Origin of the sequence: Thalassovita sp., assembly GCF_963691685.1 — a bacterium.
In the GTDB taxonomy this organism is placed as follows: domain Bacteria; phylum Pseudomonadota; class Alphaproteobacteria; order Rhodobacterales; family Rhodobacteraceae; genus Thalassobius.
On the sequence record NZ_OY829290.1, the window covers coordinates 4,153,262 to 4,176,168 of the forward strand.

Here is a 22,907-nt window from a genome sequence, read left to right on the forward strand (position 1 = left end):
GCGGCCCTTTCTGTTTCATCAGTGTGGCAGGGATCAGATCAACTGGAACAGGATCCCCGACAGGATCGCCCCGCTGATCCCCAGCGCCAGATAGGTGGCGAAGACCTGCGGTTTGACCAGCGACCAGACAGCGGCCATGGCCGGGATGGAGCTGACAGATCCCGCGATCATGAAGGACATGGCGGCGCCTGCGCTCATCCCCTGTTCCATCAGGCCAGCCAGCAGCGGCGGTGCAACATAGCTGTTGAGGTAGGCGGGCATGCCCACAAAGGCCGCGGTCACGATCGGCAGCACGCCGTCGCCGCCCACCACAGTGGCGATCACATCCGCTGGCACATAGGTCACCAAGAGCGCCTCCAGCACATAGGCCAGTGCCAGCCATTTCAGCAGGAACAGCGCGTTGGAACCGAACTCTTGGCGGAATTTCACCCGACGTTCTGCCTCTTTCCAGAAGGCCCAGACCGGCTTGCCCTCCATCTTGGGGGCGGAACAGCAGCTGCCGCAGCTCTTTTTCTCTTCTTTCTTCAGCGGGTTCTGGAACGCGCCACCAGACATCAACGCCCGCAACAGGAAACCACCAAAGAGGCCCAGACCAACAGCAAACACCGCTTTGCCAATTGCAAAAGGCCAGCCCAATGCACCCGCGGTGATCAGCAGGGTCGGCGGATCGATCAGCGGAGAGGACAGCCAGAAAGCCATAACCGCTGGCAAGGGCGCGCCAAGGGCCAGCAAACCAGCGATAAACGGAATGACCTCACAGGAACAAAACGGTGCCAATCCGCCAAACAGCGCGGCAAACAGGATCATCCGGGTTTGGCGCCCCTCAAAAGCTTTGGCGACCAACACCTCAGCCCCGGTGGCTTTCAGGTAGGCCAGTAGGAAAACAGCAAAGAGGATATAGCGCCCGGTGCTCAACAGGGCCGCACCAGCAAAGGAGATGGTGCCCTGCAGGTTGGCCGGATCCAGCAGCGCCACCAGCGCCAGGATCACCACAATTGCGGCCCAGGGCGTTTTCAAAGCAGAGAGCAGCGTGCCCCAGTTGCGGGATGGGTTTTGTGTCAGATCAGCCATCGTTTGCTGCCTTTCGTGGTGCGTCAGCGCAGCATTCACACAGGATGTAATCTGCCAGCAGACGCAGGTGGTCAAAATTTGCGCGGGTGATGGTGCTGCGGCCCTGCTTTTCCTGGGTCACAACATTGCCCGCCGCCAAGAACTTCAGGTGATGCGCAAGAGTTGAGGGGGCGATGCCGGACCGTTCCTGAATTTCACTCACGGTCAGACCGGCCTCACCGGCGCGGATCAACAGGCGCAGCACTTCCAGCCGTGCCTCTGATCCCATGGCGGAAAACCCGCCTGCTGCCACTTCTAGATTCATGGCTCTCTCCAATATGATTCGATAAAACTAGTTTTATGGTTTTATTTATTCCGAAGCAACCCCCTTGGTGCAGATGCCTCTGGTAGATCCAGATTGAACCCCAGATAAGGCCAATCTAGACTGCGGCTATGGCCATCCCTGTAGAAACCTTCTTTCTGAAACCCGATGCACAGGGCACCCTGCAGGCACAGATCCAGCAGATGATCGCCGAAGGCATCCTGTCAGGCCGCCTGCGCCGGGGGGAAAAGCTGCCCTCATCGCGCAAACTTGCGGCCCATCTGGGGGTGAGCCGGATCACCGTGACCTTGGCCTATACCGAATTACAGGCCTCGGACTACCTCGCGGCGCGGGATCGATCGGGCTATTTCGTTTCGGAAAATGCGCCAGAACCGCTGCCCGAACCGGAACTGCCCGCCGCCGCCGAAGCGGTGGATTGGGACAAGGCGCTCAGCCGTCAGATCACCTCCTCTGTGGTGCCGGGGCGGCCTTCGGACTGGGCGCGCTACCGCTACCCCTTTGTCTACGGTCAGGCGGACCCGGCGCTGTTTGACCACGCCCATTGGCGGCTTTGCGCGATTCAGGCGCTGGGGCAGAAGGACTTCACCGCGCTGACCACGGATTACTACGATCAGGATGACCCTGAACTGGTGGAGTTTATCCTGCGCCACAGCCTGCCCCGGCGCGGAATCATGGCCCGCCCTGAGGAGGTGCTGGTCACCATGGGCGCGCAGAACGCCCTATGGTTGGCGGCGCAGGTGCTGCTTGGGCCGGGGCGGCGCGCTGTAATGGAAAACCCCAGTTATCCGCCGCTCAAGGACACGCTGGCGCAGATCGATTGTGACGTCACCGCGGTGGATGTGGACGCCGAAGGCCTGCCACCCGCCGCGCTGCCAGAGGCCTGCAATGTGATCTTCACCACGCCATCGCATCAATGCCCCACCTCCGCCACCATGCCACGCCCCCGGCGCGAGGCCCTGCTGGCCGCCGCCCGCGCGCGCAACGCGCTGGTGGTGGAGGATGACTACGAATTTGAGATGTCCTTCCTGTCGCCCCCTTCGCCCGCGCTCAAAAGCCTCGATGGCGATGGCCGGGTGATTTATGTCGGCAGCTTCTCCAAGGTGCTGTTTCCGGGGCTCCGCCTAGGATACCTCGTGGGGCCAGAGCCGTTCATCCGGCAGGCGCGGGCCCTGCGTGCCAATGTGCTGCGCCATCCCCCCGGCCATATCCAGCGGACCGCCGCCTATTTCCTGCGCCTTGGCCATTATGACGCCCAGATCAAACGCATGTCGCGCCTGCTGGCGGAACGCCGCGCGGTGATGCAGGCCGCGCTGCTGGATCACGGGCTGACGATTGCGGGCAGCGGCACCTTTGGCGGCTCCAGCTTCTGGATGAAGGCCCCTGAGGGTGTGGATATGGAGCAGGTGCGTCAGCAGCTACAGGCCGACAGTGTTCTGATCGAAAGCGGCGACAGGTTCTTCACCGGCGCGCAGGCCCCGCGCAATCATTACCGGCTGGCCTATTCCTCCATCCCGTCAGACCGCATCGCTGAAGGCGTGGCGCGCATCGCGCAGGCGATTGCTGACGTCAGCGCTTGATCGCACCAAACAGCAAAAAGGGGGCCAAAGCCCCCATTCCATTAGCTCTTGGCCATCCGTTCTGGGCCATCACTTCTTGCTGCGCCAGCTGTCCAGCCAGCGGCTAACCCGGCCGCGCCGATCCGCCAGCGCGTCTGAGGCCGCATCATAGCCTTCGCCGATATCTTCCAGCACCGGATCAATCCGCGCCTGACGGAACCGCCGCCAGCGCACGTAAATCGCCCAGAACACCGCAGCAAACAGCGTCAGGATCACGATGTTGAGCCAGGGGATGATCCGCTCATCCGGTCCGGTTGCGGTACGGACAGACACCGCATTGGGGAAGATCGACAGGAACTCATTGCGCCAGCCGTAGTGTTTGATCACCACCCACTGCGGCGCGTCTGCGCTGGATTTCAGATCCGCCGCCTCGGCCTGCAAATTCGAGGTGTCGAACTTGAAATAAGGCGGCCAGCCCCAACCGGTGTCTTCGTTGCGATAGACCATCACCCGATCATTTGGGTATTTAGCCTGAATGAAGAACACATCGCGGTTCACGGTGGTGGTCGCATTGCCGGAATCCGAGGCCGCCCAGAAGATCGAGTTTTCGCCAAAATCGATCCGCTTTTCATAGGTGTCAGTCACCCGGGCAATATCATGCTGCGGCAAGGTGTAGTGGAAGAACCCCACCACAAGGGTCAACAGAACAACCCGAAACGCCCATTTCAAATAGACCATGTTGATGGTCCCCCTTAGTAGAAATTCACCAGATAGACGGTCACGGCGACCAGTACCACCGGTACAATGTAAATCAACAGGATCAACTTGCGACGGAAGCTGTCGTTATAGTCTTCCAGCCCCTCGCGAATGAAGGCATCGCGGTCCCCGACGCCCCCCTCTTCCTGCCATTGCTTGGCCAGTTTGCTGCGGCGCACCAGCCGCGAATAGATCGAAACACCGACATAGAGGATGGTCAAAACGATGAAGCCAAAAAACGCCAGTCGTGCCAGTGGAAACATGTCTCTCCTCCTCTTGCTTTAACCCCAGGGGCCACGCGGCTTTTCAGGGCGGCGCGGTGGTTCTGCCTGCCCGCGCCGCAGCGCAGACCACGGGCCAACGCGCTCAATCAGATCATCCTCGGGCGCGGCCTCAGCAACCTCAAGCGGCGCATCATGGCCGAACAAGGCCGCGCGGGTGCCGGCCTTATCCACTTGGTACTCTCGGGTAAGGAAATCAACCACATAGCCCTTTTTCGTCTCACTCCAGCCCTGATAGGCGCTGTAAAACGCCTCTTTGTGGCAGATGAACAACTGACGCATGTCTTTGGGGCTCAGCTCGGCCAGCAGCATGTTGACCAGATCCCGGTCGGGATGATTGGCCGCGCGCAGCGTGTAGAAATAGGCCGGATTGTCGGATGTGATTTTGGGCCAGCTGCCCTCGGCCTCCGCCCAGCGCAGCAGTGACTGCAACCCGTGGAACTCCTCAGGCAGATCCGCAGCATGATCGCGCGCCAGGGCACGGATGTCACGGCGGGTGGCCCCGGTCAGGTCGATGCCACGATCCTGCGCCACATCCACCACGATGAAATCCATCTTCTGCCGCAGGATCGCAGCCGCATCCACACCCCGTGCCTTCACAATGGGTTCGACCAGATCATTGTAATCAAGGAACTTCGCCACCTGATTGCGGTCATTGAAATCAAAGACGTATTTGATCGGCAGTTTGCCCAGATCCTCTTTCTCACCACGGGAAATCACCGCCGGGTGATCCATGCCGCGGAACACGTAAAGCCCGCCAAAGTGCGCCGTCCAATAGTTTTCCGGGCTGAACTCCATCAGATCCAACGTGACCGGATTGCGCGTGACATCGCCGGTCTTTTTGGCCAGCGTGATCATCTCGGCAATCAGTACATCATCAAACCAGGCGTCTTCTTCCCCCATGAACTGGTCAATCTTGTCGCCCAGTGCCTGCGCCTGCCGCAGGGTGCCTGCGGTGGTGTCCGCCTCAATCCGGATCCGACGAATGTCAAACAGCTGCTGGGGTGATTCCAGACTATAGACCGAGTTCAGAAGCTCCCCGGCGACCGCATCCCGCGTGGTCAGTGCAAACAGCTGGTTTTCATTCTGCTCAATAAATTGACGCAGAACAGAGCGGTTCATCGAGAACTGCACATTCAGCAAAGGTGCCGTTTTCTGCTGGGTGGTCAGCAGGATGAACTGCCGGTTCACCCCGTTCTGATTGAGATACATGTGATCGCCCAGCTCATCGCCGATTTCAGGCGAGTAACCCGCGATGTCGATGTGAAAATCACTGAGGTCCGTGCGTTGCCCTGTCAGATGGGTGAGCGCGCGGTTATAGCGCTCGACCAAGGCGGGGCTGGAAATGTGAATGAGGTTGCCGAACATGAGGCCGGCTTCGATCAGGCGTTTCATGTGGTTTCCTTTGTCAGCGAAACTTGTGTCATTTGATGATCTCCCCGCCCGGCATCGCCGGGCCGCGCCCGACCTCCCCCAGGAGGGCGCGATGGCTCGGTCTCGACCCTGTTATGACGTCCCGGGGCAGGCACGCATTCATGTCCCAAACAGGTTTCAAAGCGCCCTCCAGCTCGGTCGCGGCCCTCTGTTTCATCACTTCCCCTCCCGATCCGCCAAAACCATGTCACGCCCGCGTCGGTCCTCAACCGCCTGAGCCTGCCCAAACCAGACCAGCGCCAGAATCGGTGCCCAGACAATGCCTGACAACAGGGACAGGCGGGCGTGCATCCCGAACCCCTCCCCCGGGTTGGCCAGCAGATGCGCTTCGGCGTCAAAGCCACGCGCTCCCGTCACCACCATCGACAAAACGAACCCCGCCAGCAACAACAACACCAGCACCGCCAGCATCCCCCGCGCCACCTTGGCATGAGACCGGGTGTGCCGATCCACCAGATAGCGCGGCAGCACCACCGCTAGCGTCGTCAGAACCAACAAGGGCAACCCGGTGTTCACCCAGCCGATGGAGTCGAGGACGATCACCCCTTGCTCTCCAAATAACGGCGTTTGGCTTCTTCGGTGCGGCCATAGTCCCGCACCATGTTTTCAATCGCCACCTCATCGGATTTATCGGCGTAGCGAAACTCACTGTCAGCGTAGCGGTTGATCTCCTGCAGGACCATTTCAGTGGTGATCGGCACCCGCAGCTCCTCGATCATCTGCTTCTTCTGCTCGTAAGGGCGGAACAAGAAGATCTCGGGGTTTTCCATCCATTCATCGGGCAGCTCAAAGTCCATCGCCCGCACCTTCACCGCATCGGTGATGTTCTTGATCGCGCGGCCGGTAAACCGTTCATCGGCTTCCTGAATGGCCTTCAGATAGCGCCCCATTTTGGCGATCGTGTCCAGATCACCCACCTCCGCATGCACCCGGTCAAAGACGTTGAGCAGCCCCGCCTCCTGTGGTTTGGCGTGCGCCTCAAAGCTCTGCGCCACGGCTTTCTTGATCTCCTGCGCTGAAAACAGCGTGTGATCGCCCAAGGGAATGTCGTGGTTCTTGCCCATCAGCAGCGACAGGATGTCGATGTAATCATCCCGCGTCTGCGGCCCGTCCACCAGGAACCGCGCACCCGCCCGCTGACGCAGGGCATCATCCACGTTTTCAGGATAGTTTGAGAACATGCCAAAAGTGCAATTGCCCCGCACCACGGTATTGGCGCCGGCAAAGCTCTCCATCAGGACAGCAGTGATTTCCAGCTGCCCCGCCGAAGACTGCCGATCCCCGCGTTTGCCTGCCAGCTGGTCAATGTCGTCAATGGTGCCAAAGCCGATGACCTGCGGATCGATGATATTGTTGATGAACGCCTTGGCGTTCTGGCCGGATTTGCCCTGATAGCTGTCAATGTTGTCGGTCGACAGGTTCTGATATCGAAAGGCATAGCCCGCCACCTGGCAGTAGTCATTGATCAACCCCGCCATCATCTGGATCAGTGTGGTTTTCCCGGTGCCCGGTTTGCCATCCCCCATGAAGGTAAAGATGAAGCCGCCCAACTCGGCAAAGGGGTTCAACCGACGGTCAAAATCATAGGCCATCAACATCTTGGCCAGCTTCATTGCCTGATACTTGGCGATATGGTTGCCGACCACCTCATGCGGTTTTTTGAACTGCATGGTCAGCGTGCTGCCCTTGCCTTTGCGCGCCGGAGTGAAGCCTTGGATGGCGAAGTCATCTGCCTCCACCTTCCAGTTGCCATTGGCAAAGGGCTCCAGCCGGCCCAGCGTCTGGGCGCGCAGCGCGATCTTTTCCATCAGCTGTTCGGCGTAGGCGGCCACGGTGGCAATCAGCGTGGCGTCATCCTTGGCAAACTGCGCCAGCTCCTGATCCAACTCCCACAGCGCCCCGTGCAGGGCCAATTGCGCATTGTCGGTCAGCACTTCCTCTACCGCGCCGATCTCTACCGAGGTCTCGCTCAGATGCGGGGCAATCAGATAGGCCGTGGCATTGGCAAACACATGCAGGCTGACCGCCGCCTCTGCCGCCAGCAGCTCGGAAAATTCGGCCTTGCGATCGGCGCCCAGGCCGCCCTCCAGATTGGATTTTTTCAGCGCCGCCAGCCCCGTCAGCTCACAGTAAGCCTCCCCCATCGCTAGGGCGATCGACAGCGCGCGGCGCAGCACATTCATCACATTGGCCTGCACCGGCGAAATCAGCGCATCATCGTCATCCGCGGCCTCAATGCGTTCCAGCAGCTTCACCCCCTCAGGGCGGGCGGAAGAACGGGTCACCATCCCCGGCGTGGTCGAGCGGAACCGCCGCCGTGTGGGCACACCGCTGGAGCGCCCCGCCACCGGCGCAGCCTCTTTGCCCTTGGCCAGGCGCGGCGTGTGATCCACGCCTTCCAGCAGGGCGTAAGCCGCATCATAATGGCTGCGGATCTCTTCCTCGCGCAGCTCCATCTGGTCGGTTGTCAGGCTCATCAATCCACCTCACTTCAATTTCAACGTTTTAAAAAATACTCTCGCCGAAGGCAGGCAGCGGCAGCGGCCCAACGGGCTATTTCAAACTCATCACCCGCCCACTTGGCGCCACCACATATTTCCGCACGGTGGCAAACCCCGGCGGGTTTTGTTCGGCCAGCACCTGATAGGGGCGTTCGGGCAGGATGATACTGCGTTCGGTGCGGGTCGCGCCGGTGTCCACGCCGCGCCCGCCGAAGGGATCCAGCGCAAAGACCTCGCGCTCCGCGGTGGAGAACCAGCCGACCTTTTCTTCGACCACCCGCTCGCTTTCCAGCTCCTCAACGGTCCAGGCCAGCGCCCAATCCTGACCCTCGGGACTGTCGGCATCAGCCAACACCTGACGCAATGGGCCGGACTGGCGGGTAAAGCCATGCGAATACATCGGCCCCACATGCACCCGGCGCAGTTTCTTGGGATGCAGGTCGTTGAACTGCTCATCAAAGCCTTTGGCAATCGTCACCAGTTTCAACGCCCCAAGACTTTGCGCCATCAGATGGGCCTGCACCTCGGGCCAGCGGCGTTCATCCTTGGGCAGACCGCGCTTGCCACTGTCCTCCAACTCCATCAGGTAGAGCACGGGCAGGTTCAGCTCACTGTCATAAACCGCCCAATGGACCAGGTAGCGTTTACGCTCTTCACCCCGCATCCAGATGGCGCGCGGATCATTGCGGGCCCAAAACAGCTGACCTTTTTGCAATTCCTCATAGTACAGCCGCTGCGACAGGGCGAATTGCAGCCGGGTGGGCAATTCCTGATCGCCGACAATCTTTTCCACCATCTGCCGTTTCAGCGCCGTGGCCGTGGGCATGTTTTCCAGATGCTGCTGCGCCTGCATGGCATCATTGGCCATGACCAACAGCTCATTAAAGACCGGAAAACCACTGTCGACCGTGTCAATCGCCAACGAGCCAAAGAACTGCCCGGTGTCACGGCCCACCAGCAGATATTTCATGCTGAGCGCCCGGAAAGTGAAGCCAATCTGCGTCAGATAGCGGGTGAGGATATTGGCCTCCAGCGCCGACAATTCGCCCTGCACCTCCATCTGCCCCGCCACCTGCGCCAAATGGCGGGTGATCATGTCGAACTTCTTGAAGTAGCGACGCGAGGCAAACAGATCCGTCAGGGCGGAATGATCACGGGTCAGGTCAGTGTTCATCTGCAAAATCTCAATTCTTTATCGCTCAATCGTGGTCCAAATCCTGTTCCAGCCATCGCTCCAACTGCAAAGCCTTTAGGCCAACCCAAGGAAACCAATTTCCGACGAATCCAAGCAGTATCACTCCATATTGAACAAACCCGAATAAAGCAGAGACGACCACGCCCCCTATGTAGAAGACAGACAAACCCACTTGTGAATCCATCACTGCGCTGATTATCAACAACAGGAACAATCCAATCGCAGCCGCAAAACATCGTCGTTCCAATCTCCGCCACCGTGGGCGAAATCCCGGCGCAAGTTCATTTAAACTGCGGATGCGCAAAGGTTTGCGCTTTGGGAACAGGTGCCATTGCAATTTAGTTCTCCACCTTTGCCACTATTCCTGCCGGGACACGCAGTGGCCCGGATCGCGCACGACCCCAAAACGAGCTGGGTTTTGCTTTGGATCCGCTCATAGACGATCCAAAATCACTCAACTGAGAGCCTCCGCGCACCATTTTCTGACCAAACGAACCTAAGTAAAACACAAACAACTAAGACAACGCCTGCAATCATGCTTTCAAAACCGTATGAAACGGCAGCAAAATACGCCATTCGCGATACGAACATTCCGACGTTGCCCTGGGCAAACAAGAGCCCGCCAAGAAGTGCCCCCACTAAGGGCCACACAATTAAAATTGCTCCGAACCCAAGCCAGAATTTCGCAAAATTCTTAGCTCCCTTATCCCCCATAGAGATTCTTATCGTGTTTCTCGACGATCTGCTGGAACCGGCGGGCGAAGCGTTCATCGGCTTTGGCTTTGGCCTCCAGCACGTCACGGGCAAAGACCATATGCTCTTCGTGGGCCTCCATCATATCCGCCATTTTCTGGTTGGTGGCGGTGCCAATCGCGGCCATGGCAGCCTGCGCTTCTTTGTCGGTTTCCACCCCGATTTCATTGATCCGGTGGGCGATGTCCTGCTGCTGCGCGGTTTTCAGCGATTTGGTCAGCGCATCGTAGAGCACCACACGCTGCTTGGTGTCTGTCTGCAGCTTGTTGATCAGCACCATCTGGGTGGCGGCCTGGTTCTGCAGGCTGTCGACCCAGGATTTGCCTTTCTCGATGTAACGCTCCAGCGTCTGACTTTTGGCCAGCTGCACCTGTTCGGACTGCACCAGATCGTTATAGGCCTTGTTCAGATCGGCCAGTTCGGTTTCCAGCTTGGTCCGCTCTGCCGCGTCCTGGGTGACGGAGATCTTGTTTTCCAGCTCAATGATCTTGGGGTCCATCGCCAGAATATCGGCGCGGGTCTTTTCCAGATCGCCGACGGTCATTTCCCGCTCATCCAGCGTTTCGGTCAGGTTGACCTCAACCTTTTCCTTCTGCTCATTCAGCACGTCCAGCTGGTTTTCCAGCAGCTTGGTAATGGTGTCGGATTTGGCGATCAGATCCTGCAGCTTGTCATCGATATTGGCGGTTTTGATCCGCTCCTGCCGCATCGAGTCTGATTTGCCCTTGGAGAAGATGCCAATGAAGCTTTCCCAGCCCGTCTTGGTGCGCATCTCATCAAAGTCTTTGGAAAACGCGGCCGTCACATCGTCGAGGCCCATGATCAGCTCAGCGATATTGGCGTTCATCACATCCGTATGGGCATGCACATCGTCCAGCGTGGCGTTTTCAATATCGATCGCAACGTCGTCGCCGCTCTTCAATTTGCTGCGCGCGGTTTCAATGCGGCTGGTCAATTCAGAAATCTTGGCCTGTGCTTCGGCCACCTGTTCCTGAGACTCCCTCACCTGAGCGTCAAAATTCGCCATTTCAAGTCCCTCTTTTCAATTACTTACAACCTATATGGGTGCGAGATCACAAAAATGTAAGCCCAATCAGGTTGGCTTGCGGGAACTGTGGCAAAGTCTGTTTGAAAAAGAAAGCGTGGGCTGCGTTTAGTCGGGCTGCACCGCGCGCAATGCCGCGGTGAGGGCAAGGCGCAGTTTGCGGACCTCTGCGCGCAGATCTGCAGCCTCAGCAGCGGTGACGGCACCGGACTGATCCAGACACTGCGGAATATGCCGCGCCTGTTCTTGCAATGCCCACCCTGCCTCAGTCAGGCGAATGCGCACGCGCCGCTCATCTTCGGGATCGCGCTGGCGGATCACATGGCCCGCCGCCTCCATCCGTTTCAGCAGCGGCGTCAGGGTCGAGGATTCTAGCGCCAGCGCCTGTCCCAGATCACCAACGGGCCGGTCATCGCGTTCCCACAGCAACAGCATCACCAGATACTGCGGATAGGTCAGCCCCATGGGATCCAAAAGCGGCTTGTAAAGCTTGGTAAACGCGTGCGAGGCCGCGTAGATCTCAAAGCAAAGCTGCTGATCCAAGGTCTGTGTCGGTGAGGTTGATCCAGTCATGGGTCAAAAATAAGTCGTGCACGATTATATCGCAAGACTTGACAGATGACCTGTCAGGCTCAATTTATATCGTGCACGATTTAATTGTCCGATAAAGGAATCACCATGCTTGAGAAAATCCTCTACCAGACCGCCGCCACCGCAACCGGGGGCCGCGACGGCGCCGCCAGCTTTGCCGACAGTGACGCAACCTTTGCCCTCGCCGCCCCCAAGGCGCTGGGGGGTAATGGTGAGGGCGTGAACCCGGAACAACTGTTTGCTGCCGGCTACGCGGCCTGTTTCCTCTCAGCCTTGAAACACGTGGCTGCTGCCCAGAAAATCGACGTCCCGGCGGAGGCCAACACCGAGGTCAGCGTCGGCCTTGGCCCACGCAGCGATGGCGGGTTTGGCCTGAAAGTTGACATCAGCGTTGACCTGCCTGGCATGGCAGCAGAACAGGCAGAAACCCTGATCGCCACGGCCCATCAAGTCTGCCCCTACTCCAATGCCACCCGCGGCAACCTAGACATCACCCCACGCCTGAAAGCAGTGGCCTAAAAAACAGAGGGAGGGCACCGAGCCCTCCCACGCCAATTTAATGAATAGGTCCCTATAGCTGCCCAATTGTCGATGCCAGCAATGCGGATGAACCCGCCCTTCGCTTTGGCTGCACCACTTACAAAATTTCAACTATAAGGTAGCATTTATCCTTGCTGTCAGTTTGGTTTTGACTACGAATCATCATGAACATGGAGGCAGGATGATTATGGAAAGCACGGTAACGACTTCAGCCAACGGAAACAGCTGGGAAGTGATTCCGGCCAACACCTTCGCAGGAGTTATCCTCGGCGTGTTGTTCGTCTATCTTTTTTTCCGCCACTTCATGTTCGTGCTCATGTTCGCGGACTTGATTCTGGGTTGGCTGCGTAAATTCAACTGGTTCCCCAAAGAGGGGAAACGAATGAAGACGTTTATCCATTGGATCGTCGCGCTGACGCTGTTTCTTGGTTTTTTACTACTCGCCGGGTCAGCCGGTTGGCTGGAATTCATTCCGCAATAGCAGCCAACAGGGCTACGTGCTCCTCTTGCCTAGCTAGTGAGTAGGCCCAAATAGAAGCCCAAATTGTCGATGTCAGCAGTGCGGGACGAAGCAGGCCTTCGGAAACTCAAGTCAACGGTTTCTTTGGCGCATAATTTCTCCACAATGTGCGTACCTCGGTGCTTAGTCTGTTCCAAACATGGCTGGGAACCGTGTTTGTATCTTTTCCCGTAAACCCAGTTTGATCCACGCCGGTCAGGAACCACCAAAATACCTCAAGACCATCCTCAGCTTCGATGAACTCCATCCAACCTTCGGCAATCAACCCGCTGTCTTTGTGAAGAATCGCGATACCGGAAAAGTTCTCAATTTCCCCGTCAAGCCAACGCATTCGATGACCCTCGACACAGCGTGCCGACCAATCAAACTGAATGTCAGAACGCTGATAGGTCTGCTGTTCGGGTAAGTACTGATTTAAGTCGGCAATAAGCTTTTCTTCGACAAACGCTCGAAGTTTGGGACCCATACAATCTGAGGAACCGCGTTCGTCCAAAATGTCATCCGATACTTTTGCTCTACATGCTCAGCATCTCTAACCAACGTTGGCATTTTTTCAAGTTCAGAGCGTCACTTTGGGCTCAAAGCAGACCCCGAACAAAATTCCAAGGAATCGGCATATAGCGCCCCTACTCACAGCCACAAAAAAGGGAGGGCAAATCGCCCTCCCTTCCGCTTTTCTAGATCGCAGCCTCACCCAACCACGTTGAACTCCGGCCCGTAGGGGTAGCCGGTGATGTTTTCATTGCCGTCTTCGGTGATGATCAGGATGTCATGTTCGCGGTAGCCGCCCGCACCCGGCTGGCCGTCAGCGATGGTCAGCATCGGTTCCATCGAGATCACCATGCCCGGCTCCAGCACCGTGTCGATGTCTTCGCGCAGTTCCAGACCCGCCTCGCGGCCATAGTAATGCGACAAGACCCCGAAGGAATGGCCATAGCCAAAGGTCCGGTATTGCAGCATGTCGCGTTCGGCGAAGAACTCATTGATCTGATGGGTCACCTCGGCGCAGCTGGCGCCGGGTTTCAGCAGCGAGATGCCCAGCTCATGGGCGCCGACATTGGCCTGCCAGTAGTTCAGGCTGGCGTCATCCACCTCACCCACAAACATCGTGCGTTCCAGCGCGGTGTAATAGCCCGAAATCATCGGGAAGGTGTTCAGCGACAGGATATCGCCGCGCTGCAACCGGCGCGCGGTCACAGGATTGTGGGCGCCATCGGTGTTGATGCCGGATTGGAACCAGACCCAGGTGTCACGGTATTCGGCATCGGGGAAGCGTTTGGCAATCTCCAGCTCCATCGCGTCACGACCGGCCATGGCCACATCAATCTCGCGCACGCCCTCCTTCACCGCATCACGGATCGCATAACCGCCCACATCCGCCACCGCGGCGCCGGCGCGGATCATCTCCAGCTCGGCAGCAGATTTGTGCATCCGCTGCACCATGGTCGGCTCATAAAGGTCCACGGTCTTGGAGGGGCTCAGGAAAGCATCCAGTTTGGACTTCTGCAGCAGGCTCAGGTGGTCGCTTTCATAGCCGATCACCTTGCCAGCCCCGGTGACCGACAGGATGGCGCGCCAGTAATTGTCACGCTGCCAGTCGGTATAGGTGATGTTATCGCCATAGCAGCGCCGCCAGGGCTGACCGGCATCAATACCGGCCGAGATGGTCACACATTCGCTGGCCGTCACCACCAGCGCATAGGGCCGCCCAAAGGCGCAGTAGGTGAAGCCCGAATAGTATGAGATGTTGTGCATCGAGGAAAACACAGCCGCGTCGGCCCCTGTGTCGATCAGGATCTTGCGCAGCCCAGCGACACGCGCGGCATATTCGCTGTCTGCAAATTGCAGGGCAGCTTTTTCCCCATTGTGGAAACGATAGAACTCAGGACGAGATGTCATTTGTTGACCCTCCTTAATCAAAAGAAAGGTCCCGGCGTTCAGGACGGATTGCACGGTGGCCCATTGTTCTGGCTTACCTTAGGCAAGCAACAATGCGGGCGACGCCATCGCCCAGCCCCGTATATGCCACAACTTGCCGATCCCGCAGATTCAGGCAAGATGTTTTGCGACCTATTTGACGGAAAAACGAACTATGCCCGAAAAATCTGCCCCCGGCCCACGCAATCTGATCACCGATGTCGCGGGGCTGCGTGTTGGCAACGCCGAAGATCCCCATATCAAAACCGGTGTGACCGTGCTGCTGGGCGATCAGCCCTTTACCTGCGGGGTGCATGTCATGGGTGGCGCCCCGGGCACCCGCGAAACCGATCTGCTGGCGCCGGACAAAACGGTGGAACAGGTGGACGCGCTGGTCTTGTCCGGCGGCTCAGCCTTTGGGCTGGATGCGCCCTCAGGCGTTGCCGATGCGCTGCGGGCCCAGGGGCGCGGCTTCAAGGTGGGCGATCAACTGGTGCCGATCGTGCCCGGCGCGATCCTGTTTGACCTGATCAACGGGGGGGACAAGAACTGGACCGAAAACCCCTATAAGCGCCTTGGCGCCGCTGCACTTGCCAATACCAACGAAGATTTTGCGCTTGGCTCCGTCGGGGCGGGCACCGGGGCAACAACCGCCAACCTGAAAGGCGGGCTTGGATCGGCCTCCTTCACCCTGCCCTCAGGCCACACCGTGGCGGCGCTGGTTGCGGTGAACGCGCTGGGATCTGCGGTTGTCGGCGATGGCCCGCAGTTTTGGGCCGCGCCCTTTGAGCAGACAGCGGAGTTTGGCGGCAAAGGCGTGGCGCAGCACTACCCTGAGCCCCATGTGCCGCCCACAAAACTGGCCGCCCATGCCAACACCACCATTGGTATCATCGCCACAGACGCCACACTGACCCAGGCGCAATGCACCCGATTGGCCACCGCCGCCCATGATGGCTATGCCCGGGCGCTGTTTCCGGCCCATACGCCGATGGATGGGGATCTGATTTTTGCTGCCAGCACCGGCAAGAACCCCCTGACCGATCCAATTGCCGATACGCTCTATCTGGGTCATGCGGCCGCAACCGTGATGGCACGCGCCATTGCCCGCGCGATCTATCACGCCAGCGATGAGCCCAATGATGCCCAGCCCACCTGGGCCGCGCGCCACGGCTAGGGCCGCGCCCCTTTTCAATGTTCTAAAAAATACTCCCGCCGGAGGCTCCGACACGGCCACCGGCGGTACGCATAATTTAGACCACTAGCCCAGCAACCGCGTGATCATCCGCCCATCGCGATCCTGCAGACCATCGATCACGTCGAAATGGTGTTTGCCAGCATCAATCACACAGTCACAGCCCCAGGCCTCCCCCAGTGCCGTTGCCTGTTCCAGAAACACCGGACGCTCCTCGCCACCAACCCAGGCGATGACCTCAACACCCTCCAGTGGTTGTTGCAGCACCGGGCTTTCGGCGCGGGCATCGCTGTCGTCCATCTTGAACTTTTCATTCATGGAGGTCTTCAACAATGGGCGCAGGTCGGCCACCGGCGAAATTGGCATCACCCGTTTGACCCGGGCTGCCACAGCATCCGGCAACAGCCCCGGCACCACCATCCGCGCCACCAGATGACCACCCGCGGAATGACCGGCCAAATGGATCGGTCCAGCCACCATTTCTGCCGCCACCGGCACCATGCGGGCAATCTGATGGGTGATCTCGGCGATCGAAACATCGGGGCACAGATCATATGACGGCATCGCCACGGACCAGCCAGCCTCAACCGCGCCTTGGGCAAAATGGGACCAGCTGGATTTGTCAAAAGCCAGCCAATAGCCGCCGTGCACAAAAACCAACAGCCCCTTGGCCTCGCCTTCAGGCTTGAACAGATCAAACCGGTGCCGCGCGCCCTCGCCATAGGTCAGGTCAAGTTCGGCCAACCCGGCCTCCATCATGCCTTCGCGAAACCCTGCAGCGGCTGCGGCCCAGCGGGGCGGGAATGCCTCAGCCCCTTCGATATAGGCGCCATTGGCATATGCGTCGTCCAGTTCCATCACGTCTTCCCTGTCGAATTTGATCACTTTTTCTGGACAATCCTAGCGCCAGATGCTCTGCCTGTGCCAGAGCTAATCAGCGCCATGAGAATTTCCGGGAGGGTACCACATGCTCGACAAAGCCACCGATCTGAAATCGCTTCTGAAGGACCCCAGCCTGCTGGCCACGCAGGCCTATATCGCAGGGGACTGGGTCGACAGTGACACGGGCGCAACCTACCCGGTGACCAACCCGGCCCGTGGCGATGTGATCGCCGAAGTGGCGGACCCCAGCCGCGCGCAGGTGGCCGAAGCCATTGCCAAGGCAGAGGTTGCTCAGAAAGAATGGGCCAGTTGGACCGGCAAGGAGCGCGCTACGGTGCTGCGCCGCTGGTTTGACCTGATGATGGAACATCAGGACGATCTGGGCACCATCCTGACCGCCGAACAAGGAAAACCGCTGGCTGAAGCAAAGGGTGAGATTGCCTATGGCGCCTCCTTCATTGAATTTTTCGCCGAAGAGGCGAAGCGGGTCTACGGCGAAACCATCCCCGGCCACCAGCGTGACAAGCGCATCATGGTGATGAAACAGCCGATCGGCGTTGCCGCATCGATCACGCCGTGGAACTTCCCCAACGCGATGATCACCCGCAAGGCAGGCCCTGCACTGGCCGCCGGCTGCGCCTTTGTTGCGCGCCCGTCTGAGCTGACCCCGCTGTCGGCGCTGGCACTGGGTGTGCTTGCGGACCGCGCCGGTCTGCCCAAGGGTATCCTGTCGATCCTGCCCACCACCGATGCCCCCGGCACCGGTCAGGAATTCTGTGAAAACCCGATTGTGCGCAAGCTGACCTTCACCGGCTCCACCAATGTGGGTCGCATCCTGATGCGTCAGGCCGCCGATCAGGTGATGAAATGTTCGATGGAACTGGGCGGCAACGCGCCCTTCATCGTCTTTGACGACGCCGATCTGGACGAAGCGGTGGCGGGTGCCATCATGTGCAAATTCCGCAACAACGGTCAGACCTGCGTCTGCGCCAACCGGATTTACGTGCAGGATGGTGTTTACGATGCCTTTGCCGCCAAACTGAAAGCAGCCGTTGAGAAAATGACCGTCGGCGACGGTCTGGAGGCTGGCACTGACTTCGGCCCGCTGATCAACGACAAGGCCATCGCCAAAGTGCAGGAACATATCGCAGACGCCACCGCCAAAGGCGCTGAGGTCATCCTGGGAGGCGGTGAGCCGCTGCAGGGCGCGGGCCACTTCCTGCCGCCGACCATCGTGACCGGTGCCACCAAAGACATGCAGTTTGCAACCGATGAGACCTTTGGCCCGTTGGCCCCGCTGTTCCGCTTCAACGACGAAGATGAGGTGATTGAACTGGCCAATGACACGATTTTTGGTCTGGCCAGCTACTTCTACGCCAAAGACCTGAGCCGCGTGTACAAGGTGGCCGAGGCGCTGGAATACGGCATCGTTGGCGTGAACACCGGTATCATCTCAACCGAACTGGCCCCGTTTGGTGGCGTCAAACAGTCCGGTCTGGGCCGCGAAGGCAGCCACCACGGCATGGAAGACTACATGGAAATGAAATACGTCTGCCTGTCGATCTAAACAGACGCATCCGTATGGAACAGAAACGGCCCCATCTTGGGGCCGTTTTTTTGTGGGTTTATGCCAGTGCCGCTGTGATCACCCGGCCCAGCCGGGCAATGCCTTCATCGATCTGCGCCTGATCCGGGCTGGAGAAGTTGAGGCGCAGCGTATTGCGCCCATCGTCATCGGGGTAGAACGCCCCACCGGGCACAAAGGCCACCTTTTCATCCCGCAGCGCCGCCGCCAGCAGATCGGCACCATCCATCCCCGCAGGCAGGGTCATCCAGACAAACATGCCGCCTTCAGGGTGGGTCCAGTCAACACCGTCTGGCATGTGGCGCGTCAAAGCCGCCAGCATCCGATCCCGCCGCGCCTTGTAATGGGCACAAAGCCGCTGGGTGTGGTCCTCAAACCCGTCCGCCGCGACATGGGCCACCGCCATCTGGTTCAGCGTTGCCGTGTGCAGATCACCTGCCTGTTTCAACAGCACCATCTGATCAATCACCGGCCGCGCCGCACAGACCCAGCCGATGCGCAGCCCGGGTGACAGGGTTTTGGAAAAAGACCCGCAGTAAATCGTGCGGCACTGATCCAGATCGCCCTTTTCCGCCAGTTCCAGCGCCAGGATCGGCGGGATATCTTCGCCCTCATAGCGCAGCGACTGATAGGCAGCATCTTCGATCACCGCGCAATCCAGCGCCTCAGCCTGGGCCAGAACCTTCTGCCGTTCCTCCAGCGACAGTGTGATGCCCGTGGGATTGGCGAAATCAGGCGACAGGTAGCTGAATTTCACCCGCCCCCCTGCGTCCTCCGCCTCGGCGCGCAACTCAGTCGCGGATCGATTGCCCATCGGATCCAGCCGATCAAAACGCGGCTCATAGGCGTTAAACGCCCCCAGCGCACCCAGATAGGTTGGCCAGCCGACCAAGGCGGTATCGCCGGGTGACAAGAACAGTTTCCCCAGATAATCCAGCGCCTGCTGCGAACCTGAGGTGATCAGGATATTGTCCGCCCCGCACGGCACCCCCAGTTGCGTCATCCGTTCCGCAATCCACTGCCGCAGGGGCGGATAGCCTTCTGAGGTGGAGTATTGCAGCGACAGGGCGTGCTGCCCGTCAGACAGCGCAACGGCCATCGCATCGCGGAATTTTTCGGCCGGGAAAAGTGCCGGATCAGGAATGCCCCCGGCAAAGGAAATCACATCCGGCTGATCCAGAAGTTTCAAAAGCTCACGGATTTCCGATGCTTTCATGCGCGAATTGCGGGTCGCAAAGAACGAATCGATCTTCATAAGGCTGCCTCCATGGGTTTGGACCCTGCGCGGCGACCTGAGGTAAGTCAATATAGCTGACATAAATCGTGATCAGTCTGAAATGCTTCATCAAACCGTCACCTGCCTGTCATCCGGCCCGTGCAAGGCCTGCCGCAGATATGACAAGGGAGAGCCCTATGACCTTTCGCACAATCTGCCTGACCTCCGCTATTTCCCTGACGGCGGCAGCGGCCAGCGCTGAACAGAACTTCAACCGCATCGCCTCTTTCGCGACGCCGCTGAACATGGCCGCAGGCGAAGACCGCAACCGCGAAACCTCGGCTGAAATCATTGCCGCCACCGCCGATGGCATGACGCTGGCCTACACTGACAGCCCTTTGGGCGTGCTGGGCCTGATCGACATCACCGACCCACGCAACCCACAGCCTCTGGGCAATATCGCGCTGGACGGTGAGCCGACCTCGGTCGCGATCATCGGTCAAACCGCCTATGTGGGCGTGAACACGTCAGAAAGCTACACCGCGCCGTCGGGCCACCTGTCGGTCATCGACCTGGCCAGCAAGGCGGAACTGACCCGCTGTGATCTGGGTGGTCAGCCAGACAGTGTGGCGGTCGCCAAAGACGGCAGCTTCGCCGCCATCGCCATCGAAAACGAACGGGATGAGGATCTGGGTGACGGCCGCACCGGCCAGCTGCCCGCCGGTTTCCTGTCGCTGGTGCAGATCAAAGATGGCACTGCCGATTGCGGCACCGTACAGGCGGTGGATCTGACCGGTCTGGCCGCAGTGGACGGCCACGATCCTGAGCCGGAGTTCGTCGACATCAACACCGCAGGTGAGGTTGTCGTATCGCTGCAGGAAAACAACCACATGGTGGTTGTGGCCAAAGACGGCAGCATCCTGAACCATTTCTCCGCAGGCGCCGTGGATCTGAACGGTATCGACACCAAGGACGAACGCGGCGCGTTGATCTTCACCGATGCGCAGGCGCAGGTGGTGCGTGAACCGGACGCTGTGAAATGGCTGGATGATGACCACTTCGCCACCGCCAACGAAGGCGACATGGACGGCGGTTCGCGTGGCTGGACCCTGTTCCACAAGGATGGCAGCGTTGTTTACGAAAGCGGTGTCAGCTTTGAACACGCGCTGGTTCAAATCGGCCATTACCCCGACAAACGTTCCGACAGCAAAGGTGTTGAGCCCGAGTCGATCGAAACCGCCACCTTTGGCGGCACACCGATGGTCTTTGTCGGTTCCGAACGTGGTTCTGCCGTTGGGGTCTATGACGTGACCACCCCCGCTGCGCCTGAGCTGACCCAGATCCTGCCCTCAGGTGTCGGTCCGGAAGGCTATGTTGCGATCCCGGCGCGCAACCTGCTGATCTCGGCCAATGAAAAGGACCTGATCGAAGACAAAGGCCCGCGCAGCCATGTGATGATCTACGAATATCAGACCGCCGCCGCACAGTATCCGATGCTGACCTCCGAAGGCACGGAAGAGCTGATCGGCTGGGGCGCGATCTCGGGCATGGTCGCGGACAGCGACGGCATGATCTACGCGGTGAACGACAGCTTCTATGGCTTCCAGCCGTCGATCTTCAAAATTGATCCCAGCCAGACACCCGCCCGCATCGTGGATGTGATCCGCGTGCACCGTGCCAACGGCCAACCGGCGCAGAAACTGGATCTGGAAGGCATCACCCTGGACGGTAAAGGCGGCTTCTGGCTGGCCTCTGAGGGCCGCACCGACCGCGCCATCCCACATGCGATCTACCACGTTGACAGCAAAGGCCTGATCAAAAGCCACAAGCAGGAGTTTGGCCTGCCGGCTGAGCTGATGGCGGTGGAAAAGCGTTTCGGCTTTGAAGGCATCACCAAGGTTGGCGATACCCTGTGGATGGCGGTTCAGCGCGAATGGAAAGATGATCCCAAGGATCACGTCAAACTGGTCGCCTATAACACCAAGACCAAGGAATGGGGCGCCGTGCATTACCCCAAAGCCGCGCCTGCCAAGGGCTGGGTCGGCCTGTCCGAGATCGTGGCGCATGGCAACTACGTCTATGTAATCGAACGCGACAACCAGATCGGCGCCAATGCGGTGACCAAGAAGATCTACCGCATCCCCGCCGCCGACATGGTGCCGGCCCCGCTGGGTGGTGCGCTGCCTGTGGTCAGCAAAGAGGAGGTGCGCGATCTGCTGCCCGACCTGAAACAGCTGAACGGCTACGTGCAGGACAAGGTTGAAGGTCTGGCGATCCTGCCCACCGGCGAGGCCATCGTCTCAACCGACAACGACGGGGTGGATGACCATTCGGGCGAAACCCTGTTCTTCTCCATCGGTCAGATCAACAAAGACGCCTCCTAAGCGACGGTCTGATCTGATGTGAAGGGCGCCCTATCTGGGGCGCCCTTTCTATTTGGTGAGGGCGATGATCCAAACATTTCTGCATGGAACCCAACCGAAGTTCGCCAATTCGCAGGCCTGGATCCCCCGCCTATGGTGCGCGCAACCAAATTTGACCAAGGACATTCCGATGCGTGCGATGATCTACCGCCACTACGGCCCCGCCGAAAACGTGCAGCCCGCTGAACGCCCCAAACCCAGCCCCCGCCGGGGTGAGGTCCTGGTGAAACTGACCACCAGCAGCGTGACCACCGCCGATTGGCGGTTGCGGGCCTCGGCCTTTCCAGGGGGCCTGTGGCTGCTGGGCCGGTTGATGTTTGGGCTGTTTCGCCCGCGCCAGCAGGTGCTGGGGGGCGAGTTTGCCGGCCGGGTTGAGGCCTGCGGTGAAGGTGTCAGCGATTTTGCCCCCGGCGATCGCGTCTTTGGCTTTTCCGGCCACGGGGCGCACGCGGAATACCTGACCATCAAGGCCACAAACTGCATCGTCAAAACCCCGGAAACCCTCAGCGATGAAGAGGCCGCCGCCCTGCCTTTCGGCGGGTTGGCCGCTTTGGTGTTCCTGCGCGATTTCGCCAAGGTACACCCGGGTGAGGAGGTCCTGATCCCCGGCGCCAGCGGCGGCGTGGGCCTTTATGCGGTACAGATCGCCAAGGCGCTGGGGGCCAAGGTCACCGCTGTGGGCAGCACCGGGTCGCTGGCGCAGCTGCGCCACTTGGGCGCGGACCGGGTGATCGACTACACCCAGCAAAACCTAAGCGCCGCCGGACGTGACTATGACGTCATTCTGGATCCTGCTGGCTTCCTGCCCTTCACCAAAGGCCGCAGCCTGCTGAAACCTGACGGTCGCTTCGTGGCGTTGAATTTTGGCTGTGCCGAATTTGGCCAGATGATCGCCAATAAATTCCGGCAGGGCCCGCGCCTGATCATCGGGGTGAATGAAGACAAGCAGGAGGATCTGCACACCCTGCTGCGGATGGTCCGTGATGGTCAGGTCCGTCCGGTGATCGGTCACCGGTTTGACCTTGCCGACATTCAATCCGCTTACCGTCTTGTCGAAAGCCGCCGCCGCAACGGTGCGGTGCTGCTGCGGATCGCCTGACCCACAAACGAAGAAGGGCAGAGCC

Annotated in this window: 21 protein-coding genes; 7 read left to right on the plus strand and 14 right to left on the minus strand. The window is 59.4% G+C overall.

Features of this window, described 5'->3' with window-relative positions; translation table 11 throughout:
- Nucleotides 1-33: 33 nt before the first annotated feature.
- Both ACORLH_RS20170 and ACORLH_RS20175 read right to left on the minus strand, forming a co-directional pair.
- Nucleotides 34-1,071 (minus strand): permease, encoded by a 1,038-nt coding sequence (locus ACORLH_RS20170; RefSeq protein ID WP_321830125.1) that lies wholly within the window; start codon nucleotides 1,069-1,071, stop codon nucleotides 34-36.
- Nucleotides 1,064-1,375 carry a metalloregulator ArsR/SmtB family transcription factor gene (locus ACORLH_RS20175; RefSeq protein WP_321830126.1) on the minus strand — a complete coding sequence of 104 codons (312 nt, stop codon included), beginning with the start codon at nucleotides 1,373-1,375 and terminating at the stop codon, nucleotides 1,064-1,066. The genes ACORLH_RS20170 and ACORLH_RS20175 overlap by 8 nt, the downstream gene beginning before the upstream one ends.
- Before the next feature lie 128 nt (nucleotides 1,376-1,503).
- Here ACORLH_RS20175 and ACORLH_RS20180 point away from each other — a divergent pair, with 128 nt between their 5' ends.
- Complete coding sequence (locus ACORLH_RS20180) at nucleotides 1,504-2,970, plus strand: PLP-dependent aminotransferase family protein (RefSeq protein ID WP_321830127.1); 1,467 nt, start codon at nucleotides 1,504-1,506, stop codon at nucleotides 2,968-2,970.
- A 69-nt stretch (nucleotides 2,971-3,039) separates the two neighbouring features.
- On the opposite strand, the gene ACORLH_RS20185 is transcribed toward ACORLH_RS20180, so the two are convergent.
- The 8 genes from ACORLH_RS20185 to ACORLH_RS20220 form a co-directional block, all read right to left on the minus strand.
- Nucleotides 3,040-3,687 (minus strand): DUF1523 family protein, encoded by a 648-nt coding sequence (locus ACORLH_RS20185; protein WP_321830129.1) that lies wholly within the window; start codon nucleotides 3,685-3,687, stop codon nucleotides 3,040-3,042.
- A 14-nt stretch (nucleotides 3,688-3,701) separates the two neighbouring features.
- The gene (locus ACORLH_RS20190; protein WP_321830130.1) at nucleotides 3,702-3,968 is read right to left on the minus strand and encodes a hypothetical protein; all 267 of its coding nucleotides are present in this window, start codon (nucleotides 3,966-3,968) and stop codon (nucleotides 3,702-3,704) included.
- 18 nt (nucleotides 3,969-3,986) lie between these two features.
- Nucleotides 3,987-5,381 (minus strand): DUF6638 family protein, encoded by a 1,395-nt coding sequence (locus ACORLH_RS20195; RefSeq protein WP_321830132.1) that lies wholly within the window; start codon nucleotides 5,379-5,381, stop codon nucleotides 3,987-3,989.
- 195 nt (nucleotides 5,382-5,576) lie between these two features.
- Nucleotides 5,577-5,963, minus strand: coding sequence for a hypothetical protein (locus ACORLH_RS20200; RefSeq protein WP_321830133.1), 387 nt, complete (start codon nucleotides 5,961-5,963; stop codon nucleotides 5,577-5,579).
- The gene (locus ACORLH_RS20205; RefSeq protein WP_321830135.1) at nucleotides 5,960-7,897 is read right to left on the minus strand and encodes an ATP-binding protein; all 1,938 of its coding nucleotides are present in this window, start codon (nucleotides 7,895-7,897) and stop codon (nucleotides 5,960-5,962) included. The genes ACORLH_RS20200 and ACORLH_RS20205 overlap by 4 nt, the downstream gene beginning before the upstream one ends.
- 76 nt (nucleotides 7,898-7,973) lie before the next feature.
- The gene (locus ACORLH_RS20210; RefSeq protein ID WP_321830137.1) at nucleotides 7,974-9,095 is read right to left on the minus strand and encodes a hypothetical protein; all 1,122 of its coding nucleotides are present in this window, start codon (nucleotides 9,093-9,095) and stop codon (nucleotides 7,974-7,976) included.
- Nucleotides 9,096-9,819: 724 nt separating this feature from the next.
- Entirely contained in the window at nucleotides 9,820-10,896 is a 1,077-nt protein-coding gene (locus ACORLH_RS20215; protein WP_321830138.1) for a hypothetical protein, read from the minus strand.
- Nucleotides 10,897-11,022: 126 nt separating this feature from the next.
- Complete coding sequence (locus tag ACORLH_RS20220; RefSeq protein ID WP_321830140.1) at nucleotides 11,023-11,487, minus strand: MarR family transcriptional regulator; 465 nt, start codon at nucleotides 11,485-11,487, stop codon at nucleotides 11,023-11,025.
- A gap of 105 nt (nucleotides 11,488-11,592) precedes the next feature.
- Here ACORLH_RS20220 and ACORLH_RS20225 point away from each other — a divergent pair, with 105 nt between their 5' ends.
- A complete protein-coding gene (locus tag ACORLH_RS20225; protein ID WP_321830142.1) occupies nucleotides 11,593-12,024 on the plus strand; it encodes an organic hydroperoxide resistance protein in 432 nt (143 codons plus the stop codon).
- Nucleotides 12,025-12,226: 202 nt separating this feature from the next.
- Nucleotides 12,227-12,526, plus strand: a complete 300-nt coding sequence (locus tag ACORLH_RS20230) for a hypothetical protein (protein WP_321830143.1) — start codon at nucleotides 12,227-12,229, stop codon at nucleotides 12,524-12,526.
- 106 nt (nucleotides 12,527-12,632) lie between these two features.
- On the opposite strand, the gene ACORLH_RS20235 is transcribed toward ACORLH_RS20230, so the two are convergent.
- Together ACORLH_RS20235 and ACORLH_RS20240 are read right to left on the minus strand one after the other, a co-directional pair.
- Nucleotides 12,633-13,058, minus strand: a complete 426-nt coding sequence (locus tag ACORLH_RS20235) for a hypothetical protein (protein ID WP_321830145.1) — start codon at nucleotides 13,056-13,058, stop codon at nucleotides 12,633-12,635.
- Between the two features lie 197 nt (nucleotides 13,059-13,255).
- Complete coding sequence (locus ACORLH_RS20240; protein WP_321830147.1) at nucleotides 13,256-14,464, minus strand: aminopeptidase P family protein; 1,209 nt, start codon at nucleotides 14,462-14,464, stop codon at nucleotides 13,256-13,258.
- A 193-nt stretch (nucleotides 14,465-14,657) separates the two neighbouring features.
- Between ACORLH_RS20240 and ACORLH_RS20245 the strand changes: the two genes are divergently transcribed.
- Nucleotides 14,658-15,659 carry a P1 family peptidase gene (locus tag ACORLH_RS20245; RefSeq protein ID WP_321830149.1) on the plus strand — a complete coding sequence of 334 codons (1,002 nt, stop codon included), beginning with the start codon at nucleotides 14,658-14,660 and terminating at the stop codon, nucleotides 15,657-15,659.
- Between the two features lie 84 nt (nucleotides 15,660-15,743).
- Here ACORLH_RS20245 and ACORLH_RS20250 read toward each other — a convergent pair whose 3' ends face one another.
- Nucleotides 15,744-16,535 (minus strand): alpha/beta hydrolase, encoded by a 792-nt coding sequence (locus ACORLH_RS20250; RefSeq protein ID WP_321830150.1) that lies wholly within the window; start codon nucleotides 16,533-16,535, stop codon nucleotides 15,744-15,746.
- 109 nt (nucleotides 16,536-16,644) lie between these two features.
- Here ACORLH_RS20250 and ACORLH_RS20255 point away from each other — a divergent pair, with 109 nt between their 5' ends.
- Entirely contained in the window at nucleotides 16,645-18,126 is a 1,482-nt protein-coding gene (locus ACORLH_RS20255) for an NAD-dependent succinate-semialdehyde dehydrogenase (protein WP_321830151.1), read from the plus strand.
- A gap of 58 nt (nucleotides 18,127-18,184) precedes the next feature.
- Here the strand turns inward: ACORLH_RS20255 and ACORLH_RS20260 are convergent, their stop codons facing one another.
- The gene (locus ACORLH_RS20260) at nucleotides 18,185-19,399 is read right to left on the minus strand and encodes a PLP-dependent aminotransferase family protein (protein WP_321830152.1); all 1,215 of its coding nucleotides are present in this window, start codon (nucleotides 19,397-19,399) and stop codon (nucleotides 18,185-18,187) included.
- A gap of 158 nt (nucleotides 19,400-19,557) precedes the next feature.
- On the opposite strand from ACORLH_RS20260, the gene ACORLH_RS20265 reads away from it, so the two are divergent.
- Together ACORLH_RS20265 and ACORLH_RS20270 are read left to right on the plus strand one after the other, a co-directional pair.
- Complete coding sequence (locus ACORLH_RS20265) at nucleotides 19,558-21,744, plus strand: esterase-like activity of phytase family protein (protein ID WP_321830153.1); 2,187 nt, start codon at nucleotides 19,558-19,560, stop codon at nucleotides 21,742-21,744.
- Nucleotides 21,745-21,913: 169 nt separating this feature from the next.
- The gene (locus tag ACORLH_RS20270; protein ID WP_321830154.1) at nucleotides 21,914-22,882 is read left to right on the plus strand and encodes an NAD(P)-dependent alcohol dehydrogenase; all 969 of its coding nucleotides are present in this window, start codon (nucleotides 21,914-21,916) and stop codon (nucleotides 22,880-22,882) included.
- Nucleotides 22,883-22,907 lie beyond the last annotated feature (25 nt).